Annotated in this window: 16 protein-coding genes and 1 pseudogene; 8 read left to right on the top strand and 9 right to left on the bottom strand. The window is 66.7% G+C overall.

Going from position 1 to position 25,381, the window contains the following annotated elements; translation table 11 throughout:
• Window positions 1-547: 547 nt before the first annotated feature.
• The 4 genes from AC1WTP_RS32855 to AC1WTP_RS32840 form a co-directional block, all read right to left on the bottom strand.
• On the bottom strand, window positions 548-811 hold the full coding sequence (locus tag AC1WTP_RS32855) for a hypothetical protein (RefSeq protein WP_481653122.1): 264 nt from the start codon (window positions 809-811) through the stop codon (window positions 548-550).
• Window positions 812-860: 49 nt separating this feature from the next.
• Window positions 861-1,325, bottom strand: a complete 465-nt coding sequence (locus AC1WTP_RS32850) for a hypothetical protein (protein WP_481653121.1) — start codon at window positions 1,323-1,325, stop codon at window positions 861-863.
• A gap of 302 nt (window positions 1,326-1,627) precedes the next feature.
• Window positions 1,628-2,128 carry a hypothetical protein gene (locus AC1WTP_RS32845; protein ID WP_481653120.1) on the bottom strand — a complete coding sequence of 167 codons (501 nt, stop codon included), beginning with the start codon at window positions 2,126-2,128 and terminating at the stop codon, window positions 1,628-1,630.
• 166 nt (window positions 2,129-2,294) lie between these two features.
• Complete coding sequence (locus tag AC1WTP_RS32840; protein ID WP_481653119.1) at window positions 2,295-3,539, bottom strand: AfsR/SARP family transcriptional regulator; 1,245 nt, start codon at window positions 3,537-3,539, stop codon at window positions 2,295-2,297.
• A 1,197-nt stretch (window positions 3,540-4,736) separates the two neighbouring features.
• On the opposite strand from AC1WTP_RS32840, the gene AC1WTP_RS32835 reads away from it, so the two are divergent.
• From AC1WTP_RS32835 to AC1WTP_RS32825, 3 genes and pseudogenes are all read left to right on the top strand, one after another.
• Complete coding sequence (locus tag AC1WTP_RS32835; RefSeq protein ID WP_481653118.1) at window positions 4,737-6,641, top strand: ATP-dependent nuclease; 1,905 nt, start codon at window positions 4,737-4,739, stop codon at window positions 6,639-6,641.
• A gap of 23 nt (window positions 6,642-6,664) precedes the next feature.
• Entirely contained in the window at window positions 6,665-8,596 is a 1,932-nt protein-coding gene (locus tag AC1WTP_RS32830) for an ATP-dependent helicase (protein WP_481653117.1), read from the top strand.
• Window positions 8,597-8,878: 282 nt separating this feature from the next.
• Window positions 8,879-10,166: pseudogene (locus tag AC1WTP_RS32825) on the top strand (IS256 family transposase).
• A gap of 129 nt (window positions 10,167-10,295) precedes the next feature.
• Here the strand turns inward: AC1WTP_RS32825 and AC1WTP_RS32820 are convergent.
• Entirely contained in the window at window positions 10,296-10,718 is a 423-nt protein-coding gene (locus tag AC1WTP_RS32820) for a hypothetical protein (RefSeq protein WP_481653116.1), read from the bottom strand.
• Window positions 10,719-10,901: 183 nt separating this feature from the next.
• Here AC1WTP_RS32820 and AC1WTP_RS32815 point away from each other — a divergent pair, with 183 nt between their 5' ends.
• Window positions 10,902-12,383: a DUF4365 domain-containing protein gene (locus AC1WTP_RS32815; RefSeq protein WP_481653123.1), complete on the top strand. Its 1,482-nt coding sequence runs from the start codon at window positions 10,902-10,904 to the stop codon at window positions 12,381-12,383.
• Complete coding sequence (locus AC1WTP_RS32810; RefSeq protein ID WP_481653115.1) at window positions 12,383-13,825, top strand: argonaute/piwi family protein; 1,443 nt, start codon at window positions 12,383-12,385, stop codon at window positions 13,823-13,825. Before AC1WTP_RS32815 ends, AC1WTP_RS32810 begins: the two co-directional genes overlap by 1 nt.
• A 32-nt stretch (window positions 13,826-13,857) precedes the next feature.
• Here AC1WTP_RS32810 and AC1WTP_RS32805 read toward each other — a convergent pair whose 3' ends face one another.
• From AC1WTP_RS32805 to AC1WTP_RS32790, 4 genes are all read right to left on the bottom strand, one after another.
• Entirely contained in the window at window positions 13,858-14,397 is a 540-nt protein-coding gene (locus tag AC1WTP_RS32805) for a restriction endonuclease (RefSeq protein WP_481653114.1), read from the bottom strand.
• A gap of 3 nt (window positions 14,398-14,400) precedes the next feature.
• Window positions 14,401-15,261, bottom strand: a complete 861-nt coding sequence (locus AC1WTP_RS32800; protein ID WP_481653113.1) for a restriction endonuclease — start codon at window positions 15,259-15,261, stop codon at window positions 14,401-14,403.
• Window positions 15,262-15,637: 376 nt separating this feature from the next.
• On the bottom strand, window positions 15,638-17,116 hold the full coding sequence (locus tag AC1WTP_RS32795) for a restriction endonuclease (RefSeq protein WP_481653112.1): 1,479 nt from the start codon (window positions 17,114-17,116) through the stop codon (window positions 15,638-15,640).
• Window positions 17,117-17,385: 269 nt separating this feature from the next.
• Window positions 17,386-17,613, bottom strand: coding sequence for a hypothetical protein (locus AC1WTP_RS32790; protein WP_481653111.1), 228 nt, complete (start codon window positions 17,611-17,613; stop codon window positions 17,386-17,388).
• A 253-nt stretch (window positions 17,614-17,866) separates the two neighbouring features.
• Here AC1WTP_RS32790 and AC1WTP_RS32785 point away from each other — a divergent pair, with 253 nt between their 5' ends.
• From AC1WTP_RS32785 to AC1WTP_RS32775, 3 genes are all read left to right on the top strand, one after another.
• On the top strand, window positions 17,867-19,339 hold the full coding sequence (locus tag AC1WTP_RS32785) for a hypothetical protein (protein ID WP_481653110.1): 1,473 nt from the start codon (window positions 17,867-17,869) through the stop codon (window positions 19,337-19,339).
• Between the two features lie 352 nt (window positions 19,340-19,691).
• Entirely contained in the window at window positions 19,692-20,624 is a 933-nt protein-coding gene (locus tag AC1WTP_RS32780) for a hypothetical protein (RefSeq protein ID WP_481653109.1), read from the top strand.
• A 394-nt stretch (window positions 20,625-21,018) separates the two neighbouring features.
• Window positions 21,019-25,221: a sacsin N-terminal ATP-binding-like domain-containing protein gene (locus tag AC1WTP_RS32775; RefSeq protein WP_481653108.1), complete on the top strand. Its 4,203-nt coding sequence runs from the start codon at window positions 21,019-21,021 to the stop codon at window positions 25,219-25,221.
• The last annotated feature ends 160 nt before the right edge of the window (window positions 25,222-25,381 follow it).

The following is a 25,381-nucleotide window of genomic DNA, read 5'->3' as shown; positions in this document are numbered from 1 at the left end:
GGCGGTCCCACCCATCTCCGCCCAGGTCAGAACCAAAATTTCAGCTCTCCAGGTCCCCGAATTACGTCGAACCCGGGGCTGGGGTCGTTCGCGCAGCCTTACAGAGCGCAGAACGCCTGTCCTGCAATGACACGCGCGATGGCGCACTCTCGTGGGGTGGAGCAACTGACGGCGGCTGATGACCGACTGCGCTGCCCGGTGTGCGGTACGGCGGAGCTCAGCGTGCCGCCGTACGAGCACTACCCAGGCTCGGTCCCTACGGGCGCGACGCCTCCATACGAGGACCTGTGGGGACGCCCCTCCTACGAGGTGTGCCCTTCCTGCGGGTTCGAGTTCGGCAACGACGACAACCCCGGCACCGCGGCACCGTCGACCTTCGAGGAGTACCGACGCGAGTGGGAAGAGCGAGGCCGTCCTCGCTTCGCCTGGCTCCAGGCAGGGTCGCGGGTGGGGTTCAGCAGGCCGGCGCGGGCTGCGCCGTCAGACTGCAGCCTCGTCAGCCTCGTCAGCCTCACCAGCGTCACCTGCTGGTCGAGCCCTCGAACGCTCACGGGCATGACGAATCCGCCACAGGACCCGACAGGACGGCGCCTTCCTCAACCTGGTCCTTGACGACGTCCCGCAGCAGCAGGGCCACCTTGCCCGGCGGATGGTGGAACTCGACGAACACCTCGGGTACCGGCGCTCCGGTGCTCAGACGCGCAGAGTCTCCGGAAGCGATGTCTCCGCCGCGGTGCTCGCCGATGACCGCGACGCCTCGCCCCGTGACGTTGAAGACCTGCTCGATGGTGAGTTCCCAGCGGGTGCGCACGGACGAAGAATATGCCCTGCCAACCGCGACGGCCGTGCTTCGACGGGCGTCAGACGCTGAAGCCGCTGGCGGGTGTTCCGCACGCTGGCCGGGGCCTTGCGCGGCGGTGCGGCGATGCGGGCGACCAGACGTTGTTCGCGGCTGCTCGAGCTCCGACCACGCTCGGCTTGTGCGGCCCCGGCCTGCGGCCAAAGCGGTCTGCACGACCTTCGGGGAGCGCATGGAGGTGCTTCTCGTGGTCGGTGAGCGTGCTGCGCTCGAGCATCGAGGCGTAGGCCCATGGGCCTACGCTCCGAAGGTTTGCCTGGTACCGGTAGACCTGGATGTCGTCGACGCGTTCGGCCAGGACGTATACATGCTCAGCGGGCGGCACCGCAGCTTCGGATGCGCCGACATACAGACCGTCTTGAGCCATCCTCACCACCGCCGGTGGGCTGCCCTCCGCGGTCGTCTCCACCGGCATCAGTCGTCCGTCCACCGGTCCGCCAAGGAACCAAGCCTCTACCGCCGCCACACCGGCAATGATGACCCTCGGGATCCACCCGCGACATCATCCGCCGAGGCTGAGTACCGGTTGCCACGACGCTGACACGCCGAGGCCTCGGCAGCGACGAACATAAGGGCCCCTATGGGGCAGGCACCGCGAGAAGGCCCGGGTCTCCGGATGGTCCTAAAAGGCTTCGGGCACCCGGAAGATCCGCCCTCCGAGTGCCCGAACCTTGATTTGCAACAACCAACCACGGCAGCCCGTCACAGAACGAGCCGGAGCCGGTTTTGGTCTAGCGGCTTACCGTGCCGCCGGGACCAACACCTCCATCAGCCCCCGCCGCAGGCGACCACGACAAGGATCAGCGTCGACCGTCCGTCCTCGACCGCCCGCTCGTCCTCGGCCGACAGGTCCACGCCCGTGCTGGCGTTGACCTGGATCACCCGGTACGCCGTCAACCCACACGGCATGTCCTCGTCGAACAGGCCCAGCCAGCCCAACTCCTCCTCGAAGCGCGACCGGGAGAGGGAGTCCCGGCCGGGATGATCCTGACGCAGCGGCCGCCCGTCGTACGTCGGCAAGGGCTCGGCCTCGGCGCTGTCGCGCCTGATCCACAGCCGCGACACGGCGTCCTTGTCCGACGTGTCCTCGCCCAGGTAGTCGGCCCGGTCGACGCTGACCTCGTCGAGGTGCGCCGCGGCCGCCCGCTCCGTGGCGACGGGGTACCGGATGAACGGCCACACGAGGAACGCCGCGCCGACGAGCAGCCCGACCGCCGCCACCAGCCCCACCGCCACCAGCCACCAGGGCCGGGTTCCGGTCTTCAGCACACGATCACCTGGCCACCGCAGAGATGCGCGTCCGTATCTCCCCACCAGTAGGTGCAACCCCTGAGGTAGTCGGCAGCCTGACTACCCATGGGTTGGTCGGTGTCGTACTTCGATGGGTATACCCCGGAGGCGATGTCCTTCATGTAACCCTTCCCCACGTTGTAACCTACTGCGGCGAGCTGCTCCCGAGAGGCTGGCGGCCAGCAGCGGCCGCACCTGGGCTGACCGGGTAACCCCGTCCATGACGAGAAGCAGGCGGCGGCCGGCGACGAGCGAGCGCCACCCAGCCCACGCGCTCGTCCGCCCCGTCTGGCACGTCCGATGGCGCGACCCCCAGCGCGCGCAGGGCCCGTGCCAACACTTCGTCTGACGGCGCCGCGACCCGGTACGCGAGGTCGATGAAGATCTGTCCGTCGGGGAAATCTCGGGCCACCGTGTGGGCGGCGCGCACGGCCGTCGCCGTCTTGCCGCTGCCGGCCGGGCCCGTTATCACCGCGACGGCAGGCGTCGCCGTCGTCACGGTCTCGACAACCGCCGCGGTTTCCTCAGTACGCACGACGAAAGGGGCCAGATCTGGCGGCAGCTCGCGGGGCACAGCCCAGGCAACGGTCCCGGATGGCTGCGGCGGCGCGGTCACCGCCATCGTGACCTCGGTTCTCGACCGGGTGCGGGAGAGTTCGGGTGCCCGCTCTAGCATCTGCCGGTGTAGAGCGGCCAGTTCCCCACCAGGCTCGACACCGAGCTGCTCGCTGAGGGCGACGCGTGCGTCCTGGTAGGCGCCGAGAGCGGCTGGTAGGTCCCCACAGCGGTACAGGGCGAGCATCAGGTGCGCCCACGCCCGTTCCCGCAATGGGCGGACGGCTAAGTGCTGACGCAATTCCGCCAGTACATCGCTGTGTCGCCCAACCGCCAACCGCGCCTCGATCAGCTCTTCGAACACCTGGAGCCGTTGCTCGTCCAAGCTGGCCCAGCGGTTGTCGAGAGCGGTACCGCGGGGAACACCACCACCGGCGGGACCCCGCCAGGAGGCCAGCGCATCGGTGAGCGCGGGAATGGCGTTGGCCGCATTGTCCGTCACCAACAGCCTGCGGCCCTCTCCTGCCAATCGCTGAAACTCGCTGGCGTCCAACTCGTGCGGTGCCATCCGCAGCTCATAGGCGTTGAGCCGGGCGATCAGGCGGTCACCCAGTATGCGACGGAGCGCAGCGGCGTGGGAACGGAGGTTCGCCACTGCGGATGCCGGTGGTGTATCAGACGAGGCCATCTCTGCCAGCCGCTGCAGAGAGACAGGCCGATTCGGCTCCAGCGCGAGCCCGGCGAGCACCGCCCTTCGCTTGCCTGAGCCAGGCGTGACGACCTGGCCATCGACGAACAGCTCCACTGCGCCCAGCAGTCGAATCTCCAGTTGCACTTGCCGCTCCCCCGTTGAACCTCGAGCGCGCTCAGGCTAAGTGGGTACTTGCGGCACAACAAGGCATGTCGGCCAAACCGGCCATTGTGACAATCGTCAATGTGACTGGGCGGCGTGTCGACGTAACAGAGATGCAGCCAAGAGCGCTCTCACCTGGTGGTGGCAAGCCCGTCAGTCTGATCGGCGTCGGCCGTTCTCGGCCTTCGGTCAGTCACCACACCTACCGGAACAACACCGGCTTCGCCTTCCGGCCAACACGACCAGTGACCACATCGGTCACTCGATCCCCACTCCCAGACGGGCAATCGAACGACCGAGCAGAGTCCGCGCCAATGCGACCGGTAGAAGGCGGGGGTGATGCCTGACCCGCAGGTCACGCGGGCATCACCGATCGACCAGCACCGTTTTAGGAAACCGTTGCTCTATCCCCTGAGCTACGAGGGCGCGAGCGCCCAGTCTAGCGACCTGCGGGCTGACCCGGGATGGCAGGGAGTGGCCCGCGTTGGCCTGCGTTGTCCCGGCCGATCGGCCCAGCCGATGACCACACGTGGATCACACGGGCGAGCTGGCGATCATGCTCCTTGCTACCGGTTGACCCGAACTGGCACCGGTTGACCCAGGGTGGCACCGGCTGGAGAGCACACACCGCGCACATCACCAAGATCAAAGGGCTGACGGTCGCCTCGCAGCCGGCGCACAGCGCGATGATCCCCCACAGCCTGGGAAGCCTACCCAACGGCAACCCGTCATGAAGCATGCGATACAACAGGCACTAGACCACCGATAGGGTCCGGGCCACCATCAGCAGAGCATCTGATCCGTAGTCAGATCCTCAATGCATAGAGTTAAGAATCCGACTAGATCCGACTGCGTCCAGCCCAATCCGGCTGCGTTCTAGCAGGTCCGGCAGCCGATCGTTATTTGCCTATGTATAGGCCGCCGGTAAACGTGTTCGAAGGTCCGGCTCGGTCCGGGCGCGTCCGTGTCAGTTCCTCGGCGTCCGAGCAGCCACGGAGCAACCACTCGGTCCCCGGAGTCGGTATCAGCAGCTGATGCGAGCAGGTGATGTAGGCCGCCTACCGTCCTGGGTTCGCCGGCTCTGATGGGGGTGGGTTAGCCGGTCGGGCGCTCTAATGCGTACGGTCGTCGCGCGTGTCGACGCCCCGGCGTACGGTGACGGCTGCGAGGCTTGGTCACGTGGATGGCATTCACCTCTCGGCGCTCCGCATCCAGAACTTCCGCAACTTCCTCGTGCTGCACGTCACTGACTTGCCAGGCAGTCTGGTCGTCGTTGGAGAGAACGGCGTCGGCAAGACGAACGTGCTGCACGCCCTGCGTCTGGTTCTGGACCCGGCGCTACCGGAGTCTGCTCGGTACCTGCGCTCGACGGACTTCAACGACAGCCTGCCCGAGCCCTTCGGTGGCGGGGCCGAGATTCGCATCGAGGTGGAACTCGCAGGTTTCAGCGGGGATGCGACGGCGATGGCTCTCCTTCGAGACGCCATCGTGCCCGGCACCGGCGGCAAGGGGGTGCGGGCGCGAATCACCTATGTGTTCCGTCCGCGAGTCACGCCCCTGGGCGCCGCTGACTCGGCCATCGAGCGGAAGCCGGGGGTGCCGCTCGGTTCCGACGACTTCGAGGCGTTCACCTTCATCGGTGATGAAGAGGGCAAACGGGCGGTCACCGACATCCGTCGCTACGCCGGTGTGCGGGTGTTCGGCGCGTTGCGTGATGCCGCTGATGATCTGCGCGGTTGGCGGCGCTCACCGTTGGCGCCCTTGCTCGAATCCGCTGGCGTGCCGGAGGCGACGCTGAGCCTGGCTGCGGGCGAGATCGAAAAGGCGCAGCGCCGAATCACGACGGGACCTGAGCTGACGAAACTGAGCGTTGACATCACAGCCCGCTTGAATCACCTTCTCGGTGGCGGCACGGGGCTGCAGGCGACGCTGGGGCTGGACGGCAGCGATGCATCCCTGCTGTTGCGAAGCATCCGGTTGTCGCTCGGCGTGGGGAGGCACCGCCCGGTCGGCGAGAACAGCCTGGGTGTGGCCAACGTCGTGTACTTCACGCTGCTGCTGGAGCATCTGCAGCGACAGCGGGCCGCCCGGCAGCTTGCTGGTGAGATGCTCGCGATCGAGGAACCGGAAGCTCACCTGCATCCCCAACTGCAGCGCGTGCTGTTCCGCGCTCTGCTCCGCGAGCAGCCCGGCATGATCGTTACCACTCACAGCCCGCACCTGGCCTCGGTAACACCGCTGACCAGCCTGGTGGTCCTGCGGGCCACATCCGCCGGCACCGCCGCGTTTACCATCGGCCCGGCAGGATTGTCGGACGCCGAGGTCCGTGACCTCGAACGATACCTGGATGTCACCCGCGCCGAACTCGTCTTCGCCCGCGGCGTGATCCTCGTGGAGGGCCCAACCGAGCAGTACCTGGTGCCAGCCGCCGCCAGACTGCTGGGCCACGACCTCGACGCCTACGGCATCAGCGTCCTCAACGTCCACGGCACCGACTTCGGTCCGTTCCACAAGCTGATGTCGGCCGATGCACTCAACATCCCCCACGTGGTAATCACCGACGGCGACACGCCGGCGACCGCTCGCGGGTTGACGCACGCCGGACTCCGACGCGCGATCGGCCTACTACCGGCCGCGCAGCGCAAGCATGCCAGCAAGCTGCGTGATGCGGTGGTGGAGAACCAGGACGCGGGGGCGGAGAAGGAGCTGCGGGATCTCTGCACGGCGGCTGGCATCTTCATTGGTGATGACACCCTTGAGATCGACCTGCTGCCAGCCGCCAGGGACGCGCTGGTGGCCGCCTACCAGGACCTTCTGAGCTCGACGGCGAAGCGCCATCTGTTCCCGGCCGACGTCGACGCGTTCCTAGGCGCGACGGAGGCCGACGTCCGCGAGAAGGCGCGCAAGAAGATCCTGAGCCGGATCGAGAACAGGGGCAAGGGTCGCGTCGCTCAGCGTCTGGCCGAGCGGCTGACAGACAGCGCGTTGCTGCCGTCCTACCTCACGGATGCGGTGGAGCACATCATCACCATGGTGGCCCCCGCCGGCGCAGACCCGAGCGCAGCGGGCATCACCGTCGGCTGACCCCTACCGGTACGGAGGTCGCGATGCCAGCGGAACGTCTCCTGCTCCAGACGGTGGCGGCGCTCGACCCTGAGCAGCGCGCTGCGGTCTTGTGTGACCGGCACACCGTCGTGCTGGCCGGACCGGGCAGCGGTAAGACCCGCACTCTGGTCACCAAGGTCGCCTGGGCACTGCAAGAAGAACTGCATCCACCGGTCGGCGTCGCCTGCCTGACTTTTACTCGTAAGGCGGCCGGTGAGTTCGAAGACCGACTCCGTCGGCTCGGACTGCGCGCCGGTCCCCGGCTGTTCCTCGGCACCGCCCACGCGTTCTGCCTCACCACCGTCATCCCGCTGCACCGGCGCCTGGCCGGTCTGCCCCCGCTGGCCGACAACGCAATGCTCACGCCCGAAGAGTGCGACCGGTACCTTCAGCAGGCGGCAGACGACACGGGCGCACCGCACGTCGCCGACCGCGCCGGCCGAAGCGTGCTGCGCGATCGCCGGCGGGCACTGCTCAACGGCGACGACCTCAGTGGCCGCAACCCCGCGGAAGTTGCCATGGCTCGCCGATACGAGGAACTCCTCGCCGCTGACGGCCGCCTGGACTACGACGCGATGATCATCCAAGGGGTCACAGCCGTCCGATCCAATCCCCTACTGTGCGAGGTGCTCACCGCCGCGTACGGATGGCTCGTCGTTGACGAATACCAGGACCTCACTCCAGCCATACACGAGCTCGTCGGCCGCCTTACCGACCTGCACGCTGACGGCAATCCGGCGCAAGCGTTGCGGAAGTCCGCCCGGCTCTTCGCTGTCGGAGACCCGGACCAGGGGATCTTCGGCTTCAACGGGGGACGACCCGACCTCCTCGAAGATCTCACCACCCACCCCGCGGTGACGACCTTCCGGCTGCATCTCAATTACCGAAGCGGACCGTTGATCATCGCTGCAGGCGCCCAGGCGCTCTCCCTTCCGACCCCACGCGGGTACCGCTGCGCCCCTAGTGTTTCCCAACCGGGCCGCATCACCCCGATCCAGGTCCGCGGCGGCTACGACGAGCACGTCGCCGCCATCGTGAATGACATCCTGCCTGCCCTGCGCGGCCAAGGCGTGCCGTACGAACAGGTCGGCATCCTGCTGCAACGACAGGACTACCATCCGCTGTGGCCGCAGCTGACCACTGCCCTCAAGCAGGCCGGTGTGCCGTTCGCCTGCGAAGCCGAGGATCCCTGGGCCACCACGCCCATCTCCCGCTGGCTACGGGAGGCCGCCACCTGGTCCTACGCCGCCGCGAACGCGCCCAACAAGCCGGCCAGCGGCACCCAGCCGGACTTCACCCCACTGGCCCATGGCTACCTACGCCTCCTCGATGCCACAGAAAAGCGGCTCGACTCCCGCAACCCACTGACCGATCAAGCCCTGCTACACGAGGCCCTCGCCGCTGCGCTGCCCAACGGCCGCACGGACAGACCCCTGCTCGACTGGCTCAACGAGGTACTAACCACCACCCGCATCGACCGAGCCCTCACCAGCCCCGCTGCAGTTCGGCTCGGTGCTCATGACGTCGCCACCCTGCTGAACAAGGCCAGCGCCCGAGACCGCCAACGCCTGCCAGACACCGACGGCGTCCTCTACCTCAGCGCTGTCGTTGACGCCCCCGATGCCTCGGGCCGACTGACACTTACGACATTCCACAAGGCCAAGGGCCGCGAGTTCGACGTCGTCATCCTGCCCGGACTCGTGGAATCCGTTACCCCATACCGGCGCTGGAACAAGGCCCAACGCCGCTACGAGGAGCCCTCACCCGCCGCCCTACGCGAGGAGCGCAGAGCTTTCTACGTTGCCCTCACCCGGGCCCGCCACGACGTTTACCTCATCGCCGGCCCGGGCTTCATCAACGACTACGGCTACTGGAATCCCGCCGGCATCAGCCGCTTCTTCACCGAGTTGCTCGCCGTGGCCAGTACCACCTGAACAGTCCCCACGCGTCGACGACTGCCCCCCGGGTCACGCCTGGGAAGCACTCCCAGCGACATACGGATCTTCGCGTGCGACAGCAGCAACGCAGCGCTCGCCCGCACCGCCTCCTTGGCCATCTTCTTGAACACGCAGATATACGTCTCCGCAGTGTCACCGGCTGGCATGGCCCCATGTCGCACTTGGATCATCTTCGGGTCTACCCACGCGGGTGTGTGGATCTAACGGTGTTTCCGGCCTGACCCACCGGGCGTTGTGCCTGGTGAGGAGGGTGCCGTGATGACCGCGACACTGAACGACGTGACCGGACGGAAGAAGCGGCCTGAGCCGTCTGCGGAGGAGCAGGCCGCTGCCGAGCTCGTTCGGGCGGCCAAGGAACAGGGCCTGTCGCTGACCGGGCCGGACGGTCTGCTGAAGCAGTTGACCAAGACGGTCCTGGAGACCGCGCTGAACGAGGAGATGACCGAGCACCTCGGCTACGCCAAGCACGATGCGGCCGGTGCGGGGTCGGGCAACATCCGTAACGGCAGCCGGCCGAAGACGGTGCTGACCGACACCAGCGGGCCGGTGCAGATCAACGTGCCACGGGACCGGGCCGGCACGTTCGATCCCCAGATCGTCAAGAAGCGGCAGCGGCGCCTGTCGGGGGTCGACGAGGTGGTGTTGTCGTTGTATGCCAAGGGATTGACGACCGGGGAGATCTCGGCGCACTTCGCCGAGATCTATGGGGCGTCGGTGTCGAAGGAGACGATCTCCCGGATCACCGACAAGGTCATCGAGGAGATGACCGACTGGTCTCACCGGCCCTTGGACGAGATTTACGCGGCGGTGTTCATCGACGCCATCGTGGTCAAGGTTAGGGACGGGCAGGTGGCGAACCGGCCGTTCTACGCCGCGATCGGCGTCACTCTCGACGGCGAGAAGGACATCCTCGGGCTGTGGGCTGGCACGGGTGGTGAGGGCGCGAAGTTCTGGATGAGCGTGCTGACCGACCTGCGCAACCGAGGCGTCAAGGACGTGTTCTTCCTCGTCTGCGACGGGCTGAAGGGGCTGCCCGAGGTGGTCACGAACGTGTGGCCGCAGACGGTGGTGCAGACCTGCGTGATCCATCTGATCCGCAACACGTTCCGGTTGACCTCACGCAGGTACTGGGACGAGCTGAAGCGTGACATCAAGCCGATCTACACCGCGGTCAACGCCACCGCCGCCAGGGCGGCGTTCGACGACCTGGCCGACAAGTGGGGCGGCCGGTATCCGGCGGTGATCCGGTTGTGGGGACAACGCCTGGACGGAGTTCATCCCGTTCCTCGACTATGACGTCGAGATCCGCACGGTGATCTGCTCGGCCAACGCGATCGAGTCCCTCAACGCCCGCTACCGGCGAGGGATCAAGGCCCGCGGCCACTTCCCGAACGAGCAGGCCGCGTTGAAGTGTCTGTACCTGGTGACCCGGTCCCTGGACCCCACCGGCGCAGGCAGAGCCCGTGGGACGATGCGCTGGAAACCCGCGTTGAACGCCTTCGCCATCACCTTCAGCGACCGCTTCCCGGCCGCTGAAACCTACTAACCAAGATCGCCGGAAACACCGTTGGCGAGACAGCCCCACCCCCGCCGCCGTGGCCAGCCCCGTAGCCGCTGCCGCAGATCGTGCAACCGCACCGGCGGCAGCGGTGATGGCGTCAACGAGCGCCCGGCGTCAACTGACGATGATGACTGTTGCTGTGAACAGCGCCGCTGGTACCGCGAGCAGCGCGGCGGTCAAGAGAATGTCAGCCGTCAGCGAGCGAGGGAGCAGGGCGCCGACGAGGCGGTGAGCCAGATCCACGACCGGAGCGCAGAAAGCGATGATGACGCCGAGGTACAGGATGAACAACCAACCATCGGCTGCCGCGTCCTGTGCCGCGGCTGCGATGCAGGCGTTCTCCAGTACCGCCAGGGCCAGCAGCGCGATCCCCATGACGCCGAGAGTGGCCAGGAAGTGGACGGCCAACCTCCAATCCTTGCGCAGCGTCCTCGCCTCGTCGAGGGCCTCGCGCGCCAAGTGTCGAAGCTCCAGTCCCAGCGCCAGCGCCACTACGGGAATGACCTGGGCAAGCAGGGCACCGAACTCCTTGGTCACCTACACAGGATGCCTGATCGAGACGTACCGCTACTACGTCGATAGGCTGGTAGCGCGTTCGCGATCGGCGAGCGAAATGCCCCCAGTTGACTACGGTGCGGAAATGTCGCACGGCTCGCGGATAATCGAGTCGCTCCTCCTACGTCCTCCGAGACGAGCAGGGCAGGTTAGAGACATGGGGTGATGGCCGTGCCGCCCAAGCGGGGCAAGAGGGTAAGTCGGCAGACGTTGATCGGCGAGGGCGGAGTCTCGATCATCAGCCGTCGCGTTAACGAAATGGGGTTCCTGTACCACGACCGACGGGTAGACCACGGCATCGACGGCGAGATCGAACTCGTCGCTGACGGCAACGCCCTTAACCAGGTCATCATGGTGCAAAGCAAGGCCAGCAATCTCCCGCACGCCTTCGAGACCGCCGATAGCTTCCAGTGGACGCCGAAGCCGGAGGACCTCGACTACTGGCTCGGCGGCAACGCGCCGGTGATCGTCGTGCTGTCCCGGCCGGCAGAGGATCTGGCCTGGTGGGTGGACATCCGTGCGGAGTTCAGCGATCCTCGGCGCCGCGTCGAGGGGACGGTGTTCGTCAACAAGCACACTCAGGTCTTCGACAAGTCCGCCGCCCCGGCGATGATGCGCATCGGAGTGCCGCGCGACTCTGGTCTGTTCCTACCGCCGCCGCCGAAGAAGGAGCTGCTGACCTCGAACCTGCTACCGGTCGAGGCCTTTCCGAACAGCATCTTCGTCGCGCCCGCAGCGGTGAAGGACTACGGCGCGGCCTGGGACATCCTGCGGGATGCGCCTGGTGAGGCGGCGGCCTGGATCTTGCACGACAGGATGGTCATCAGTTTCGGAGACCTACGCAGTCGCCCTCTGCGCGGACTGTGCGATGGTGGGGTCGAGCGGCACGACGCCGCTGAGTGGGCCGACAGCGACGATGAGGATCGTCTGCACCAGTTCGCCGACCTGCTGCGGCGGACGCTCGTCAACGACCGCAGACGCGACGTCCAATGGCACCAAGACCGCCACCACATGCACTTCCGCGCCACCCGTAACCTCTCCCCCCGAGTGGTCGGCCGGGGTAACGGCAAGCGGGGCCGGACGGTATTCGGGCCCCACTACTCGAAGGCCGAGCCGGAACGGGTGAGCTACTACCACCACGCCGCCGTCAACCCTCGGTTCCGCCGGATCGACGGGCAGTGGCTCTGCCAGCTGGACGTCGACTACTGCTTCACTCACGATGGCAAAAAGGAGTCGTCTTTCGCCGACGGCCTTCTCGCCGGCATCAAGCGACTGGAGCGGCATCCGGCGGTTCTCGGCTGGACCCGCATGTGGGAGGGCTACCTACAGGGCGATCTCCTGACCGCCGGGTCTCTGCTCAGCTTCGGCAGGCTGTTGACATTCGAGGTCGATCGAGGCATCGACGACGACTGGTGGGGGCCGGCCCCCAGCAGCAGCGCTGATGACGAGACTGCCGATGGCGGGTCTGACGGGGAGGTCGAGGCAGCGCTTACCGAGGCGGGCGTCGATCAAGAGGATCTCCTCTCCTTGCTCAACGATATGCCGGCGGTGCCGAGCACGCCGGTGCCGATCCGGCCCCGCGCGGCGCGGCGGACCGCGAAACGGACACCACGCCCTCGGGGCCGCGACGACCGGAGCAGCAAGTGATGGACATCGAGGTGCTCGCCGAACCCGAACTCGAATTCGGCGGTGGCCAGCGCCACGTCGACCCTCGTTTCGGCATCTCCACCTATGGCCCGGCCGATCTTGGGCTTGACGGGGCGCCCACCACTATCCGGCTGGGCCTTGTCGGTCCGAGAGACCAGCTCGATGGTCTGCGCCGATGGATCGACCGCTGCCGGCAGCCGATCGCCGCCAAGGACGCGAAGTACCCCCATCTCTTCCCGGCGTTCCCTGGATGCGACTCGGACGTCGGCCTCTTCACGACGTTGACGTTCGCCGACCGGAACTGCCGGGAGGTGTCCGGTCGGACCTTGCAACAGGCCGCTGGCTTGCCGGGCGAACTCGCCGTCAAGGCCATGGTCGACGCCTACATGGACGAGCTGGAGGCGATCGCGGAAGACAACCGGGTCGACGTCATCGTGGTGGCCCGCCCTGACACCTTGGACGACGTACACCTAGCCGGTGCGGCAGAGCACCAAGACGGGGACAGGCCCGGTCGAAGCGCTCGGTCCGGCTCGCCGGTCATGGCGAACTTTCACGACCTGCTCAAGGCCCGCGCTCTACGGCTCGGCAAGCCACTCCAGATCCTGCGGCGGAGCACCTGGGACGAGTCAGCACCACCGCCGCCGCGACGTAGCCGCCAGGATGAAGCGACCCGGGCGTGGAATCTGCACGTCGCGCTCTACTACAAGGCCGGCGGCGTGCCTTGGCGCCTGCGCCGGACGTCAACCGATCTGCAAACCTGCTACGTGGGAGTGTCCTTCTACCGGGCGGCGGCCACGGACGCTCTCGATACCGCTGTCGCGCACATCTTCAACGAACGGGGAGACGGGGTCATCGTCCGCGGCGGAACCGCGCACGTGAGCCGCGAAGACAAGCAGCCACACCTCCTCGCGGCCGACGCCGAGAACCTGCTGCTCAACGCCTTGGCCGTGTACAAGCGGGAGCACCGCACCCTTCCCGCCCGAGTGACGATCCATAAGTCGTCACGCTTCAACTCCGACGAGACCAACGGGTTCACTGCGGCAGCCGACGACCGCGACTTGCACGCCCTCGACCTGGTCTGGATCACCAACAGTGAGGATGCCCTGCTCTTCCGCCCTGGCGCCGCGCCACCGCTGCGAGGAACGTTCATGACCCTGTCGGCGTCGGAGCACCTGATCTACACCAAGGGCAGCGTCGACTTTTACTCCACCTACCCAGGGATGTACGTGCCGCGCCCCGTCGGCCTGCGTCCGGCCCGGCTCACCGTCAGCGCCCGCGAGTTGGCCACCGAGGTTCTAGCCCTGAGCAAGATGAACTGGAACCAGTCGCAGCTCGACGGCCGTTTCCCCATCACGTTGCGCACGGCTGACCAGGTCAAGCAGATCCTGCGGTTCTGCGACCCGGACGAGGACATCGCAACGAGATACGCGCAGTACATGTGACTGAGGCTCAAACCGGCAACAGGCGGGATCAGTTACTCGTCGGGCCCGGGAGCACCGAGCTGGCCAGTTGCACAGGCCCGAAGATACCGACGATGGAAGAGTTCGATGAAGTCGGATAGCTTCTCGACTCGGGAAAGGTCCTTGGTTGTTACCACAATCATCTTGATCCCGCGGGAGGCTGCACCCAGCCCGAGAGCGTGAGCATGAAGGCCTTTGGTCACATCTCCGGTGACTCCGTTAGCGGCGATGAGGACGCCCAGTTCGAGTGATCGACTCGCGAGGATGTTGAAGAAGTAGCCAACAGCCTGGCTGTCGACGGGTTCGTCCCAGTTCTTGCACTCCACCAGGAAGACCGGGGGAAGCAGGCGCAATCCACCGACTTCGTGAATGTTGCCGACTGCCAGGTCGATCTGCTCTGTTCCGAACACGTTGGTGATGTCGCGGTCGACGATACAGCCGGGCACCGATTCGAACAGGTAGGTGATCAGGTCCTCATACGCCTTGCCCTTAGCCTGGCTGTGTGGCGCTTCGGCCGCCGCCTCCAGCAGACTCTTGATCGAGCGCGGATCCACGTCTCACATCCCGTGGACGACGCGGTTGCGCGCCTCGCGGAGCAGCCGCTCCAGCCCGGTTGTTCGCAACGCCTCACTAAAGTCTTCGAGCGAGTAGACCAGGACGTTCGCAGGGGCCTGGCGCACGAGGGCTTTTGCAGGGGACTTGTCAGTGATCAGGAGTCCGAGGTCAGCCCCAGTTTCCTCGATGTGCCGGGATAGTTGCTGGATGGCCGATGTCGGTGCCCAGTGGCCACTAGAAGGCTTCAATTCCACCACGACGGTCGTGGGGACGCCGCGGATGTCGACAGCGAACACCAGATCGACTCCGGGGCGATCACCACCTATGGCGGCGCCGAGTAACGCCCCGGAACTCCTCAGCAGAGCGGCGAACTCTGACTCGAGTTCGTGGCCGGCAAAGCTCCAAGAGTCGGATGTTCCGACACGGGTCGTCACCGTGGCGGCATGGCGCGTGGTGCGACTTCCGGCCGCCGGGGGCACCTGCCGGGCGGCACGTATGAACATCCCGATGTGGAGACGCAACGAGTCTAGGTCGTCGAGCCTGGCCCGGGCATGCCGCACTGGCGCGAGCGCCGGAGGCAGCTTTTCGCCCGGATCCACGATTAGCAGCAGTGGGATCCCCATTCCCAGGCAGATGCCCACCTCGACCATTAGCGCTGACCATCCTGGATGCTCTGCGGAGCGCTTGGGCAAAATAGCGATTGCAGCACGGGTCTCCGGCTCAATGCTTGCCGCCAGGTAGGCGCCCGCCCCTAGAGCGCCAGTCGGGACGAGTTGAACGTTCTCGCGAGCCGCGATGTCCACAACATGCCGTAGCTCATCGCTGTCGACCTCGGTCAGAGTGGTGATGAGCAAGGCTCGCATGGTCGGAGTGTAGTACGCAGGATTACTCGCGATCATCGATCGCGTCCTCGTAACTGCTACAGTGCCGAGGCGCGGAGCCGACCGATGGACCTTGCGGTGAAGGTAGCTCAACTCAGTCGATGCGCCAGCAGCGTCCGTTGCCCGTGTAAGGCCCCATCGGCACGCACAGACTCGGTTGGGGTTAGCGGTTGAAGCGCACCGACGTAAGGCAGACAAGGTGACGTCAACGGACGGTTCACCCGCCGGTCAGCCCCGACCATCACGGGCTAATCAGCGCAACTGCCACGCCGCTGCCTGCTTCCCTGGGTCGAAGTCGCCTTCTCAAGGTCGTGCAAGCCATGCTGCGGATGGGTGAGCCGCATGCCCCCTAGTAGTGTCACGGATCCAGTCGGAAGAACCGGTGCTCCGGGGCCTGTGGTTCCTGGTCGTCGTATCGGGCCGCGTCTCCCGTCGGCTCCTGTTCACAGTCCCAGCGGGCGCCAGGCACGAAGACCGTGCCGCTGGACGTCTTCGCCACCTCGACCTTCTCCAGCCGGTATGAGTAGGTCCTCCCGTCGCGGGGATGGTGTGCGCCGAGATCACACACGAGGTACTGCGCCGACTCGAGCTGTTGCAGGTTCGCCGTCTCCCATTCCTCGCTCCGCCGCCACCGTTCCTGCTGGAGCGGGTTCGGGATCACGATCCCGGTGACGAAGTTCGTCCCCGTGTCGATGTCCGACCCGGGCGTCACGACGAGGGCGAGCGGCTCGACCGGGGCAGCCATCCAGTCCGGCAGGTGGATCACGCGGCGTGACCTGTCGGTGAGTGAACGGAAGTAGATTCCGCCGTGGACTCCGATCGACCGGCAGAGCTGGAGCAACGGGCCCGTGTCGAGTGGGACGCCTTGCAGTTGGAACGACAGGTGGGTCTGGGTAGCCCGCCGATACTCGTGCGCGCTGAGCGTCGAGGTGAGGGTGTAGAAGCCGCCGTCGCAGTTGTCGACATAGCAGAACTCTTCGCTGTGGTGCGCGCCAGGTGTGCCGGCCCGCGGTTCCCATCGGCTCAGCTCGGAGGCGAACGCGGCGGCGCCGAACCCGTGCCAGTTCGTCCGGGCCTGCTGCAGGCTCCATCTGGCGTCGGGAGAGGTCCAGCCGAGATCCGCGAGCTTGTCGATGAGGTCGAGTAGGTCGCGTTCGTGGCGCGCCGGCACATCAACGTCGAGTGTGACACCGCGTCCCTGGGCGATCACCCAGTCGACGTCAACGATGTCGTGCGCGAAGGTGAATCCGTCGAATCCACCTCCGCAGGCCAGTACCGGAGCGTCCGGGCGGCCCGACCTTACGAAATGCGTGCCGGAGTCGGGTAGCGGTCGGCGGGCCGGTGTTCGCTTAGGTTGCGCTGGTTCGTCGACGAGTGCTCTCCCTTCGACCTGCAACGCCTGCTTTTTCTGCCAGAGCAGGTGTGAGAGGTCATCCGGTCGGCGCGCGAGGCTGCGGACTTCGTCTCCCGACAGCAGCAGGATCGGCTGGTGGCGGTGGTCGGCCACGTCCGAGATGGCGGTGCCCGAGAATCCCGGGATGCTGATGAGCAGACCGGTGGCCCCGCTTGTTCGTCTCAGGCGGGAGCGGAGGCTGTCTACGTCGTCGATGTCCGCTCGATCCGAGCGCCATTTGCATTCAAAGAGATAGGTGTCGCCGGCCCTGGTCGCCAGGAGATCGGTCTGGCGGGGCCGGGCCGATCCCGCGTTCTTCCTGACCTCGAAGTGGCTCGCGGCGAACAGATCGGCGATGAAGTCCTCGAAGGCCAGCCCTCGCTGCCGGGGGTTGGTCATCGCCTCGATTTGTTCGTACTGCTCACGCAGGTCCACGGCTGCCATCGGCACGCTCCACTTCGCTCGGTCGCGTCGACCCTAGAGCCATTGTCCTACCCTCGCCTCAGATCCTCCCTGCCCAGCGGCAAGGGCAGTGCTGCCGTCCTCGACGGGGGAAGGCACGATCTGTGAAACAGGCCCGGCGTCGCCAAATCTCGGCCGATCATCAGAAACGTGTGGGCAAAGATCGACGTGCCGTGCGTCGGAGGACCGGTGGATGGCCGCTCCCTCCTGGTACCGGTCGACGAGGACGGCGTGCCCCCTGAGACGATCGATCAGAACTGGTTGTGGATCGAGTACGGCAGCGAGTTGCTCGACGAGGACGTGAACGGCGTGCGGTACGCCCGCAGGCGCGTCCCGTCACTCAGCACCACCTCAACCCGACCGCCTTCGTCGGCCGCCTTGCCAACGGATCGAACCTGCTTGCCGGCGTGCTTCTCGCCGTCGTCGGCACACTCCGGACGGTAGATCCACCCGAGGCTTACGGGCTCAACGGAACGCACAGCACCCTCCCCGCCTAGCACACACGTACGACCGCCAAGCCTAGTCGCCCGTCACCGGCCGCATCTCGCGACACGTCGGCTTGAACGTGGGGATGGACCGGCTGGGCTCGCGGGCGGTGCACCAGGGCCTTGGGCTGCCTGAACAACCGCCGGCCGCAACAGATCATTTACAACAGAGCCGGGCGCGCTGGCCCTACCTCTGTCCTCGGATATTGCTGCGGCGGACGATGCACCAGGTACTAGCGTGGGCGAGATGAGCTCGCCGACCACCGGCCTGGTGCCCGTACACATCGGTCAGCCCGAACCCGGCTCCCAAGGGGAGCAGATGTTGTTGGTGCAGACGGAGTATGCGCGGGAGCGGTTCGGGCCGCGCTCCTTTCGGGTGCCGGGGGACCTGAACTGGGTTGAGAAGGGCCTTCAGCCGCGGTGGCTGGGGATGGAGACGAGCGATTGTGCCGTTGTCATCGAACCGGGCTTCTATCACAGCCAGGGCGCTGACGAGCGGGACCGTTTCCTCGCGGGTGCGCGCCAGCGCGGGGAACTCGCCCTGGCGGTGGCGGTGATGGGCAACGTCAACGATGACAGCCCGCGCAGCGTGCTGTCGCGCTTCGACGCTTCGGTCAACCTCGGCGTGCGGTTCACCAGCGTCAGCGGCCGGCGCCTGCCGGCTGGTACCCGACCCGAGATCGCGCCGGACCTTAGTTCCGCCGATCGCGACCTCGCGATCCGGCTACTCACCCGCCCCGCGGACGCCCCGTGGTGGGCGCTGAAGCTCACCGGCGCTCAGCTGGTCCGGGGCGACGGCTCCGGCGCCATGACGTACGAGCCAGAAGGGGAACTCCACCCGATCCTGGTCGACGCGCTCGGCGAGCCGGTGGTCGCGGCCTGGTCGTCGCCAGCCGGCGATCAGCGGTGGTACATCATCCCGGACGTCCCCCCGTGGAACAACATCCTGGGCTGGCTGGTCGAACGAGCCCTGCCTGAATACGCGCCCAACGCACTCCGCCGGGCCCGCTCGCCGCATTTCATCGATCCCGACCTGCAGACCGCCGACGAGCTGACCGCCCGCCAGGCCCTAGCCGAACTTGAGGCGCGGTACGCCGATGAGAAGCTGCGTATTGAGGAAGAGTTGCGCGAGGCTAGGGAGCGAGCCGAGCCGATGCGGTACGGGCTGCTCTACGGCAGCGGTGCCGAACTGGTACGCGCGGTCGCCGCGGTGCTGGACGCTGCCGGCCTGCGCACCGTCGACCTCGACGAGGAGTTCGGCACCAAGTCGGCCGATCTGCTGGTCGGCGCCGACGGTTTCCCTTACCGCCTCGTTGAGATCAAGGCAGCGGGTGGCGCCGCGCAGGAGAATCTCGTCGGGTACCTGCAACGGCACCTCGATACCTGGCCTCAGCTACGGCCGGATCAGCCAGTCACCGGTGGAGTGCTCGTCGTCAACCACCAGCACAAGCTGCACCCGTCCGACCGAACCGCGCAGGTCTACGCCCGACCCGAGTTCGTCGCCACGCTGCCCTTCACCGTTCTGAGCACCGTCGACCTTTTCAACTGGTGGCGTACCGGGAACTGGGCCGAGATCCGCAAGGCCGTCCTCGGGAACGAACCGCTCCCGAACAGCGCAACCTCCGCCCCGCCTGCGCCGCCGCTGTCCGCCAACGAGTCGACCGTGCCACCGCCGGTCCAGCGACGGCGGTGGTGGTCGTCGAGGGCCCGCACCTCGTGACACCGGCACGGGCCGCCTGGAAATCCACCAAGACCATTCCATCAACCCTGCAGCCCGTACCGCTTCCCTCGCAGTCCTAGCTGTCGATGGCGACCACCGAAGGGAGGCAGCTGGCCTACCTCACACTCCGCCCGGTCGAATCCGAGCCAGCCGAACCGCGGTAGCGGGCGCCAGATGGTATGCGGCAGATCGCCGCGCCGCTGATCCCACCCGCGCCGCCTCGGCCGATGGCGGCGGCCTGACCAACTCACCGCCGATCCCAAGATTTCGGTCCGCCTCGAAGCCGCTCTCGGAAACGCTGCCGCGCGTGCGATAGAGGCGGCTGGATCCGGGGCGGACTATTCTCCGTCACATGGGCCAGCATTTCCGTCGGGTCAAGGTGAGCGCCGAAGTCATCGTCGAGGTCACAGATGAGGCAGCCCTCGAGAAGGCGGTCCTGGACGACGTGGATGCCAGTGAGTTCTCCGTTGAGCCGGGCCAAAGCCTCGCCGACGTTCGTGCTGAGGTCCGGCAGGACATTCAGGGCGACCCCGTCGCTGCCGTCGACTGGATCGCTGACCCCGCCAGCATCATTCTCGATAGGCCGGGCGTGAAGGTCGTCAGGTCGACCCAGACCGCCGTCGAGGTTGACAAGGACGGCTTCAAACTCGACGCGGAGCCGGAATTCGCCAACCTCTTCCCGCTGTGCCACTGCGGCCGGGATGACTGTGACGCCTGCTCTGGCTTCCAGCTCACACCGCGGACTGCAGCGGCGCTCTGGACGGTCGCGCAGATCCTCGCCGACCACGCCTACGACGACGTACAACTGCACGGCGACGAGCCGATCAGGGACGGAGCCGAGTGGAGGGTTTTCGGGGACTACCCACGGATCACGTGGCGGCAGGACGCGGTATGGCGCAGGCAGGCCGCTCGCGCGTTCGACGACCTGACCGAGGACCTCGAGGCCGGCAGGGAGCCGCGGCCTACCTGCCCGGGCGAGGAGATGGCGTTTCACCTGATGGTGCAGACCGCTCAGGCGGCGCTTGCCGACGGGTGGGGACCGTCGGACGACCTGCTGGCGCGGCTGCCCGAGCACGCCGACGACTACGACTGGGACATGGCCACCGAGGTGCTTCTGCAGGACGAGGACATCCTGCACTTGTTCGACGTGCACTTGGATGGCATTGAAGATCCGGAAACGGAGCAAAACCGGTATATGGGTATAGGCGACTACCGGCCCGAAGCGTGGTTCCGCCCCTTCCTGAACATGACGCCGCGCGACGGGCGCCGCCGCTTCCGACGGTGAGCAGGGCGGCCGTCACGTAACGGCCCGGTACGCGAGTTGAGGCCAGAGATTCCTCGACGGCCAGGGCGATATAGGAAATGACCCCCGGTCACTCCCTTTCCTGGTCGCCGCTTTGTCGGCCGGCGGCATGGCGCACTGATCCTCCAGCTTGCAGTCGACGGAGCCACGGCAGGATGTTGCGGATGGTTCGGGTTGCCGGTGGCGCGAGTGGCGGTGGTGTCGTACTGCTCTGGCACCCTCGACCCGTACGGATTTTCGGCGATGAACGGTGGGGGTGCGCGGTGGGTCAGGTCCACCGCACGAGACGCTGGCGACCTGCGGCCGGCTCATCGCCGACGGGCGTACGGGCACACGCTGCATCCCTCGTTGCGAGTCGGTCGGGAGGAGCCCGGAGATGGATTTGGCGACGCGGTTGCGCGAGCGGGAGTTTGCGGCAGTCCGCGTCCAGTTGGAGGGGGACCTCCGCGAGAACCTGCTGAAGAGCCTCGACGAACGCGGCGGAGCGCAGGAGTTGGTACGCCGGCAGTACTCGGGTCGCTATCCGTTTGAACTGCTTCAAAACGCCAACGACGCGGCGGTCGACGCCGGGACTCGAGGTCGTGCCTACTTTCTGCTGACCGACACCGCCTTGATCGTGGCGGACGACGGGTCGGGCTTCGGCGACCGGCAGGTGGACGCCATCTGCTCGTTGGGGCGATCGTCGAAGGGCCCCGGAACGGCCGTCGGGCACAAGGGGCTCGGCTTCAAGTCGGTTGGAGAAATCACCGATTGCCCGCAGGTCGTCTCGGCGCAGACGTCGTTCCAGTTCGACGGCGAGAGGCTGCGACGCGAGATACTCGAACTGCTCGGGACGCTGCCCGCCGAGCAGAGATTCCCCGTCTACGCATTCCCGTTCCCTGTCGCAGAGGCGGATCTCGGACCGGATGCGGCGCAGGTGCGCCAGCTCGAAGCCGAAGGGTTTCGGACAATCATCCGGTTGCCGCTGCGCGAGGGTGTCGACCGGCAGACGGTCGCCGCGCACCTGGTGGAGAACCTGCGGCCGCGGCTGCTGCTGTTCCTGCCCGGTATCGACCGGCTCGACCTGCACGGAACACTCTCGGACTTCTCGGCCACGGTCGTTCGCCGAGAGGACTGCGGCGCGGAGCATGTTGTGCTCGATGCCGGTGGGAGCGTCGAGGAATGGCTCATCTACCGCAGTGAGGCGACTCCCGAGCGGGGCGTCTTGGAGCCGCTTGGTGAGGCGTGGACCAGGCTCAAGACGGTCCGATGGGCGGTGGCGGTTCCCCTCGACGAGGCGTGCCAGCCGCGGACGGACGAGACGTTCCCGCTACATGTCTATTTTCCGACGGAGGAGGTTCCAGGGCTGCACGTCATGGTGCACGCCGAGTGGGTGTTGGGCATGGATCGGCGTCAACTGGCGGGGACGCCGGAGGCCGAACCGTATAACCGGATGCTCCTGGCCCACGTCGTGGCGTTCCTGGAGAACCACGTCGCGGTTGACCTCGTTGTCCGCAGCGGGGCCAGCGCGGCGGCTGTGGGGGCCGTCGTGCCGGCTGCCAAGCCGGCCAGTGCGGGAGCCGGGTCTCAGCTGCGCCAGATGTGGGAGCAGGCGCTGAGGCGGACTCGCTTCCTTCCGGTGATCGATGGATCGCTGGCCAGGCCCGCCGACGTGTGCCTGCTTCCACCCCGCATGCCCAGCCTGGCTCAGGCCCATGCGCTAGCGGTTCTTGACCGCAGCCGTACATTGCGACCTGACATCGAGGAGTTGGCGGCCACGAAGGCGTTCCTCATGTCGGGCTCGGTAGCGCGCGTGATGGGGATCGGTGAGTTTCTGGCGTACCTGAGGCCGCCCACCCGCGGCTCGATCGGCGCCTACTATGGGTTCCTCCTGAACTGGCGTGACCAGGTCGGGCAGCAGTTGGTAACGATGTTGCGCATGACGGCGAGCGTGCTGACCACGAGCGGGCAGCTTGTGACGCCCGGCGAGCAGCCGGTGTTCTTCCCGCGCGGGCGCAGTGAATCGTCAATACCCGATGGCATCCCGGTGCCCATCGCCGAGGTTCCCCCAGTGGAGGGCGTCGAGGCGCTTCTGAAGGACCTGGGAGTGAGGCCGTTCGAGTGGCGCGAACTGATCCGAGACTTCTTGGCCAAGATTCTGGCCGACCCGGACGCCGACCCGGACCAGCGCCTCCGAGCGATGTCGGGGCTGCGGGCGTACTACCGGGTCCGCCTGTCCGGGAGCGAGGAACTCGCGCCGGTGTTGGGGCGCGTCCTGGTACCGACTCGCTCCGCTGATGGCACGCGACGGGAGCTCCGGGCCGCCGCCGAGGTGTACTTCAGTGCCGACTGGACGCGGTCGAACGATCTGGAGACGCTCTACGGCCCATTCGGCCGGGCCGAGTTCCTCGACGCCGAGGTTCCGCATGACTCCGACCGACGCCAGGACGACATGGACTTCTACCGAATGCTCGGCGTCGCCGACCACGCTCGGCTGGACGAGGCGAAACCGACCGAAGCGTATGGCTACATGGTCGGTCACTATCGCCACCCGCATCGTGGGCCCCTGTTCCATGAATGGATGGAGCAGCCCCACGTCAGGGAGGCGGCTCGGTGCCCGCAAGGGCATCCGCAGTCCCAGCAACTGCGGCTGTCCTACCGGCTGGACCGGCACCTGGACCTGATCGAAAGCCGCGATGAGCACCGACTCTTCGCACTGTGGAGACAGTTTGCCCAGCGCTGGGGCACTACCTACGAGCCGGCCATGGAGGCGGTCTTCCGCTGCGTCCACGGCAGCCACTCGGGCGATCGGGACCGAACCTGCGAGTCCTTGTTCGCCTACGCCCTCCGCTCACGACCGTGGGTTCCGGTCGCCCGCGGCGCTAGCACCGACGTCGTACGTCCCGAGGACGCCTGGGTCGACGCGACCGACACGCCGCAGCACATCAAGAAACGGATACCCCGCATTGCAGAGACGATGTACCAGATGCGCGGTGGGGCCACGCTCGTGGCCGCTCTGGGGCTCACGGACGCCGGGAGGCCGAAAATCAAGGATCTCCTCGCGCTGCTGCACAGCATCGCATCCGAAGCGGACGAACTCGGCGACACCAACCGGGAGATCGACCTCGCCGCCCGCTACGTCCAGCGCACCCTCGACGATGTCCTGGGCGACGCGCCCCAGCCGCACCCCGCGCCAGATACCGTCCGCGTGCTCGCCAGTCACAATGGCCGGTCGACCTTCGTCGCACAGCCGCTGGTCGCCGACGACCCACTGCTCCGGGACACCTGGGAGCAGCAGTTTCCGGTTCTCAGCGCCGAGGCTCGGCTTAACCGGCTCGTGCGCTACCTGTCACTCACCAAACTCGACAACGCGGTCACAACGTCCGCCATGCCCTACGGCTACCACTTTCACGACGCCGCCTCCACGGCGGTCCACAGCCTGCTCGACGACGTCAAGCCCTACCTCCTGGCACTGGTACGGGCAGAGAACCCCCGGGCCGAAAGCATGGCCCGCAATGCCCTCAAGCGGCTGGAACTGGTCATCTGTGACAGCCTCGTGCTCCGTTACGAGTACGCCGGCGTCACGGTCGAACGCGACGATGCGGTCTGCTATATCGCCACCCGTCGAGAGCGCGGCGGCCGAACGAACCAGATCGGCACCGCGTACCTCGAACTCGACCCCGCCTTCGGGACTCCGCACTGGTTCCCGTTCGGCCGCCAGCTCGCCCAGCACCTCGGGACTCCTGCTCTGGCCGACGCCGTCACGATGTTGCTCACCGCCGGGCCAGACGACCGCCTGCGCATGATGGCCGATCGGCAGATCCGGCCCGAGGACATCACCGAGGCCCGCGAGCAACTCGGGCTCACCACTGACGACGACGAACCCGGCAACATCCTCGACTCGCTCCTATCACAGGCCGACCGACAGGCACCCGCCCCGCCGGTGAACACCACCCTGGCGCCATCCCCACCCCCTATGTCTCCACCACCCTCACCCACACCTGCCGCCGCGAAGCCGAACGGAAGCAGTCAGGAATCGCCGACGGCGACACCGCTGGCAACCGTGGACTACCGCAAGGTGCGCATCGTCGACGGGCAGCTGGACCAGTTCGTCCCTCCGACCCAGGGCAGCAGCCAAAGTTGGGCGGGCGGCGGGATCTCCACCGCCCCCTCAATACAGTCCGAGGCGGAGAAGCGACAAATCGGGAAGCGCGGCGAAGAGGTGGCGTTCCACAAGGAACGCGAGAGGCTACGCGAAGCGGGGAAAAACCCAGACCTCGTCGTCTGGGTTTCGAAGGACGACGAGCTGTCGCCGTTCGACATCCAAAGCGTCGACGCCGACGACCAAGTCATCTACATCGAGGTCAAATCCACCAAAGCCGACAACCCTGAGGAGCCCTTCTACCTCTCCCAGGCCGAACTTCTCGAAGCCAGCCTTCACGGCAGCCGCTACTACATCTACCGCGTCACCAACGCCACCGCCGCAGCTCCGACCATCACCCGCGTCGCCGACCCGCTAAGGAAGATCAAGGAGGGCAGGGGCCGCCTGCTGCTGGACCGGGCACGAATGACGCTCGCGTTCTCGAACACCAGCGAATAAGTGGCCGATGTAGACCTGCCGCGAGGCGAGCACTTGCGCTTGGCGCAGCAGGTCGCTCTTCGTGTCGACGCCAGGTCCGAGGCCCCGGGTTCGACGTAATTCGGGGACCTGGAGAGCTGAAATTTTGGTTCTGACCTGGGCGGAGATGGGTGGGACCGCC

The organism is Micromonospora sp. R311 (genome assembly GCF_056780015.1).
The sequence above is the reverse complement of the archived record's forward strand: the minus strand, read 5'-3'. Positions and strand labels throughout refer to the sequence as shown.

Excerpts from the sequence above, each read along its gene's own strand:
- AC1WTP_RS32830 (WP_481653117.1), top strand. The coding sequence starts at position 6,665 with ATGCCAGCGGAACGTCTCCTGCTCCAGACGGTGGCGGCGCTCGACCCT.
- AC1WTP_RS32815 (WP_481653123.1), top strand. The coding sequence starts at position 10,902 with ATGGCCGTGCCGCCCAAGCGGGGCAAGAGGGTAAGTCGGCAGACGTTG.
- AC1WTP_RS32810 (WP_481653115.1), top strand. The coding sequence starts at position 12,383 with ATGGACATCGAGGTGCTCGCCGAACCCGAACTCGAATTCGGCGGTGGC.
- AC1WTP_RS32800 (WP_481653113.1), bottom strand. The coding sequence starts at position 15,261 with ATGCGAGCCTTGCTCATCACCACTCTGACCGAGGTCGACAGCGATGAG.
- AC1WTP_RS32795 (WP_481653112.1), bottom strand. The coding sequence starts at position 17,116 with ATGGCAGCCGTGGACCTGCGTGAGCAGTACGAACAAATCGAGGCGATG.
- AC1WTP_RS32785 (WP_481653110.1), top strand. The coding sequence starts at position 17,867 with ATGAGCTCGCCGACCACCGGCCTGGTGCCCGTACACATCGGTCAGCCC.
- AC1WTP_RS32780 (WP_481653109.1), top strand. The coding sequence starts at position 19,692 with ATGGGCCAGCATTTCCGTCGGGTCAAGGTGAGCGCCGAAGTCATCGTC.
- AC1WTP_RS32775 (WP_481653108.1), top strand. The coding sequence starts at position 21,019 with ATGGATTTGGCGACGCGGTTGCGCGAGCGGGAGTTTGCGGCAGTCCGC.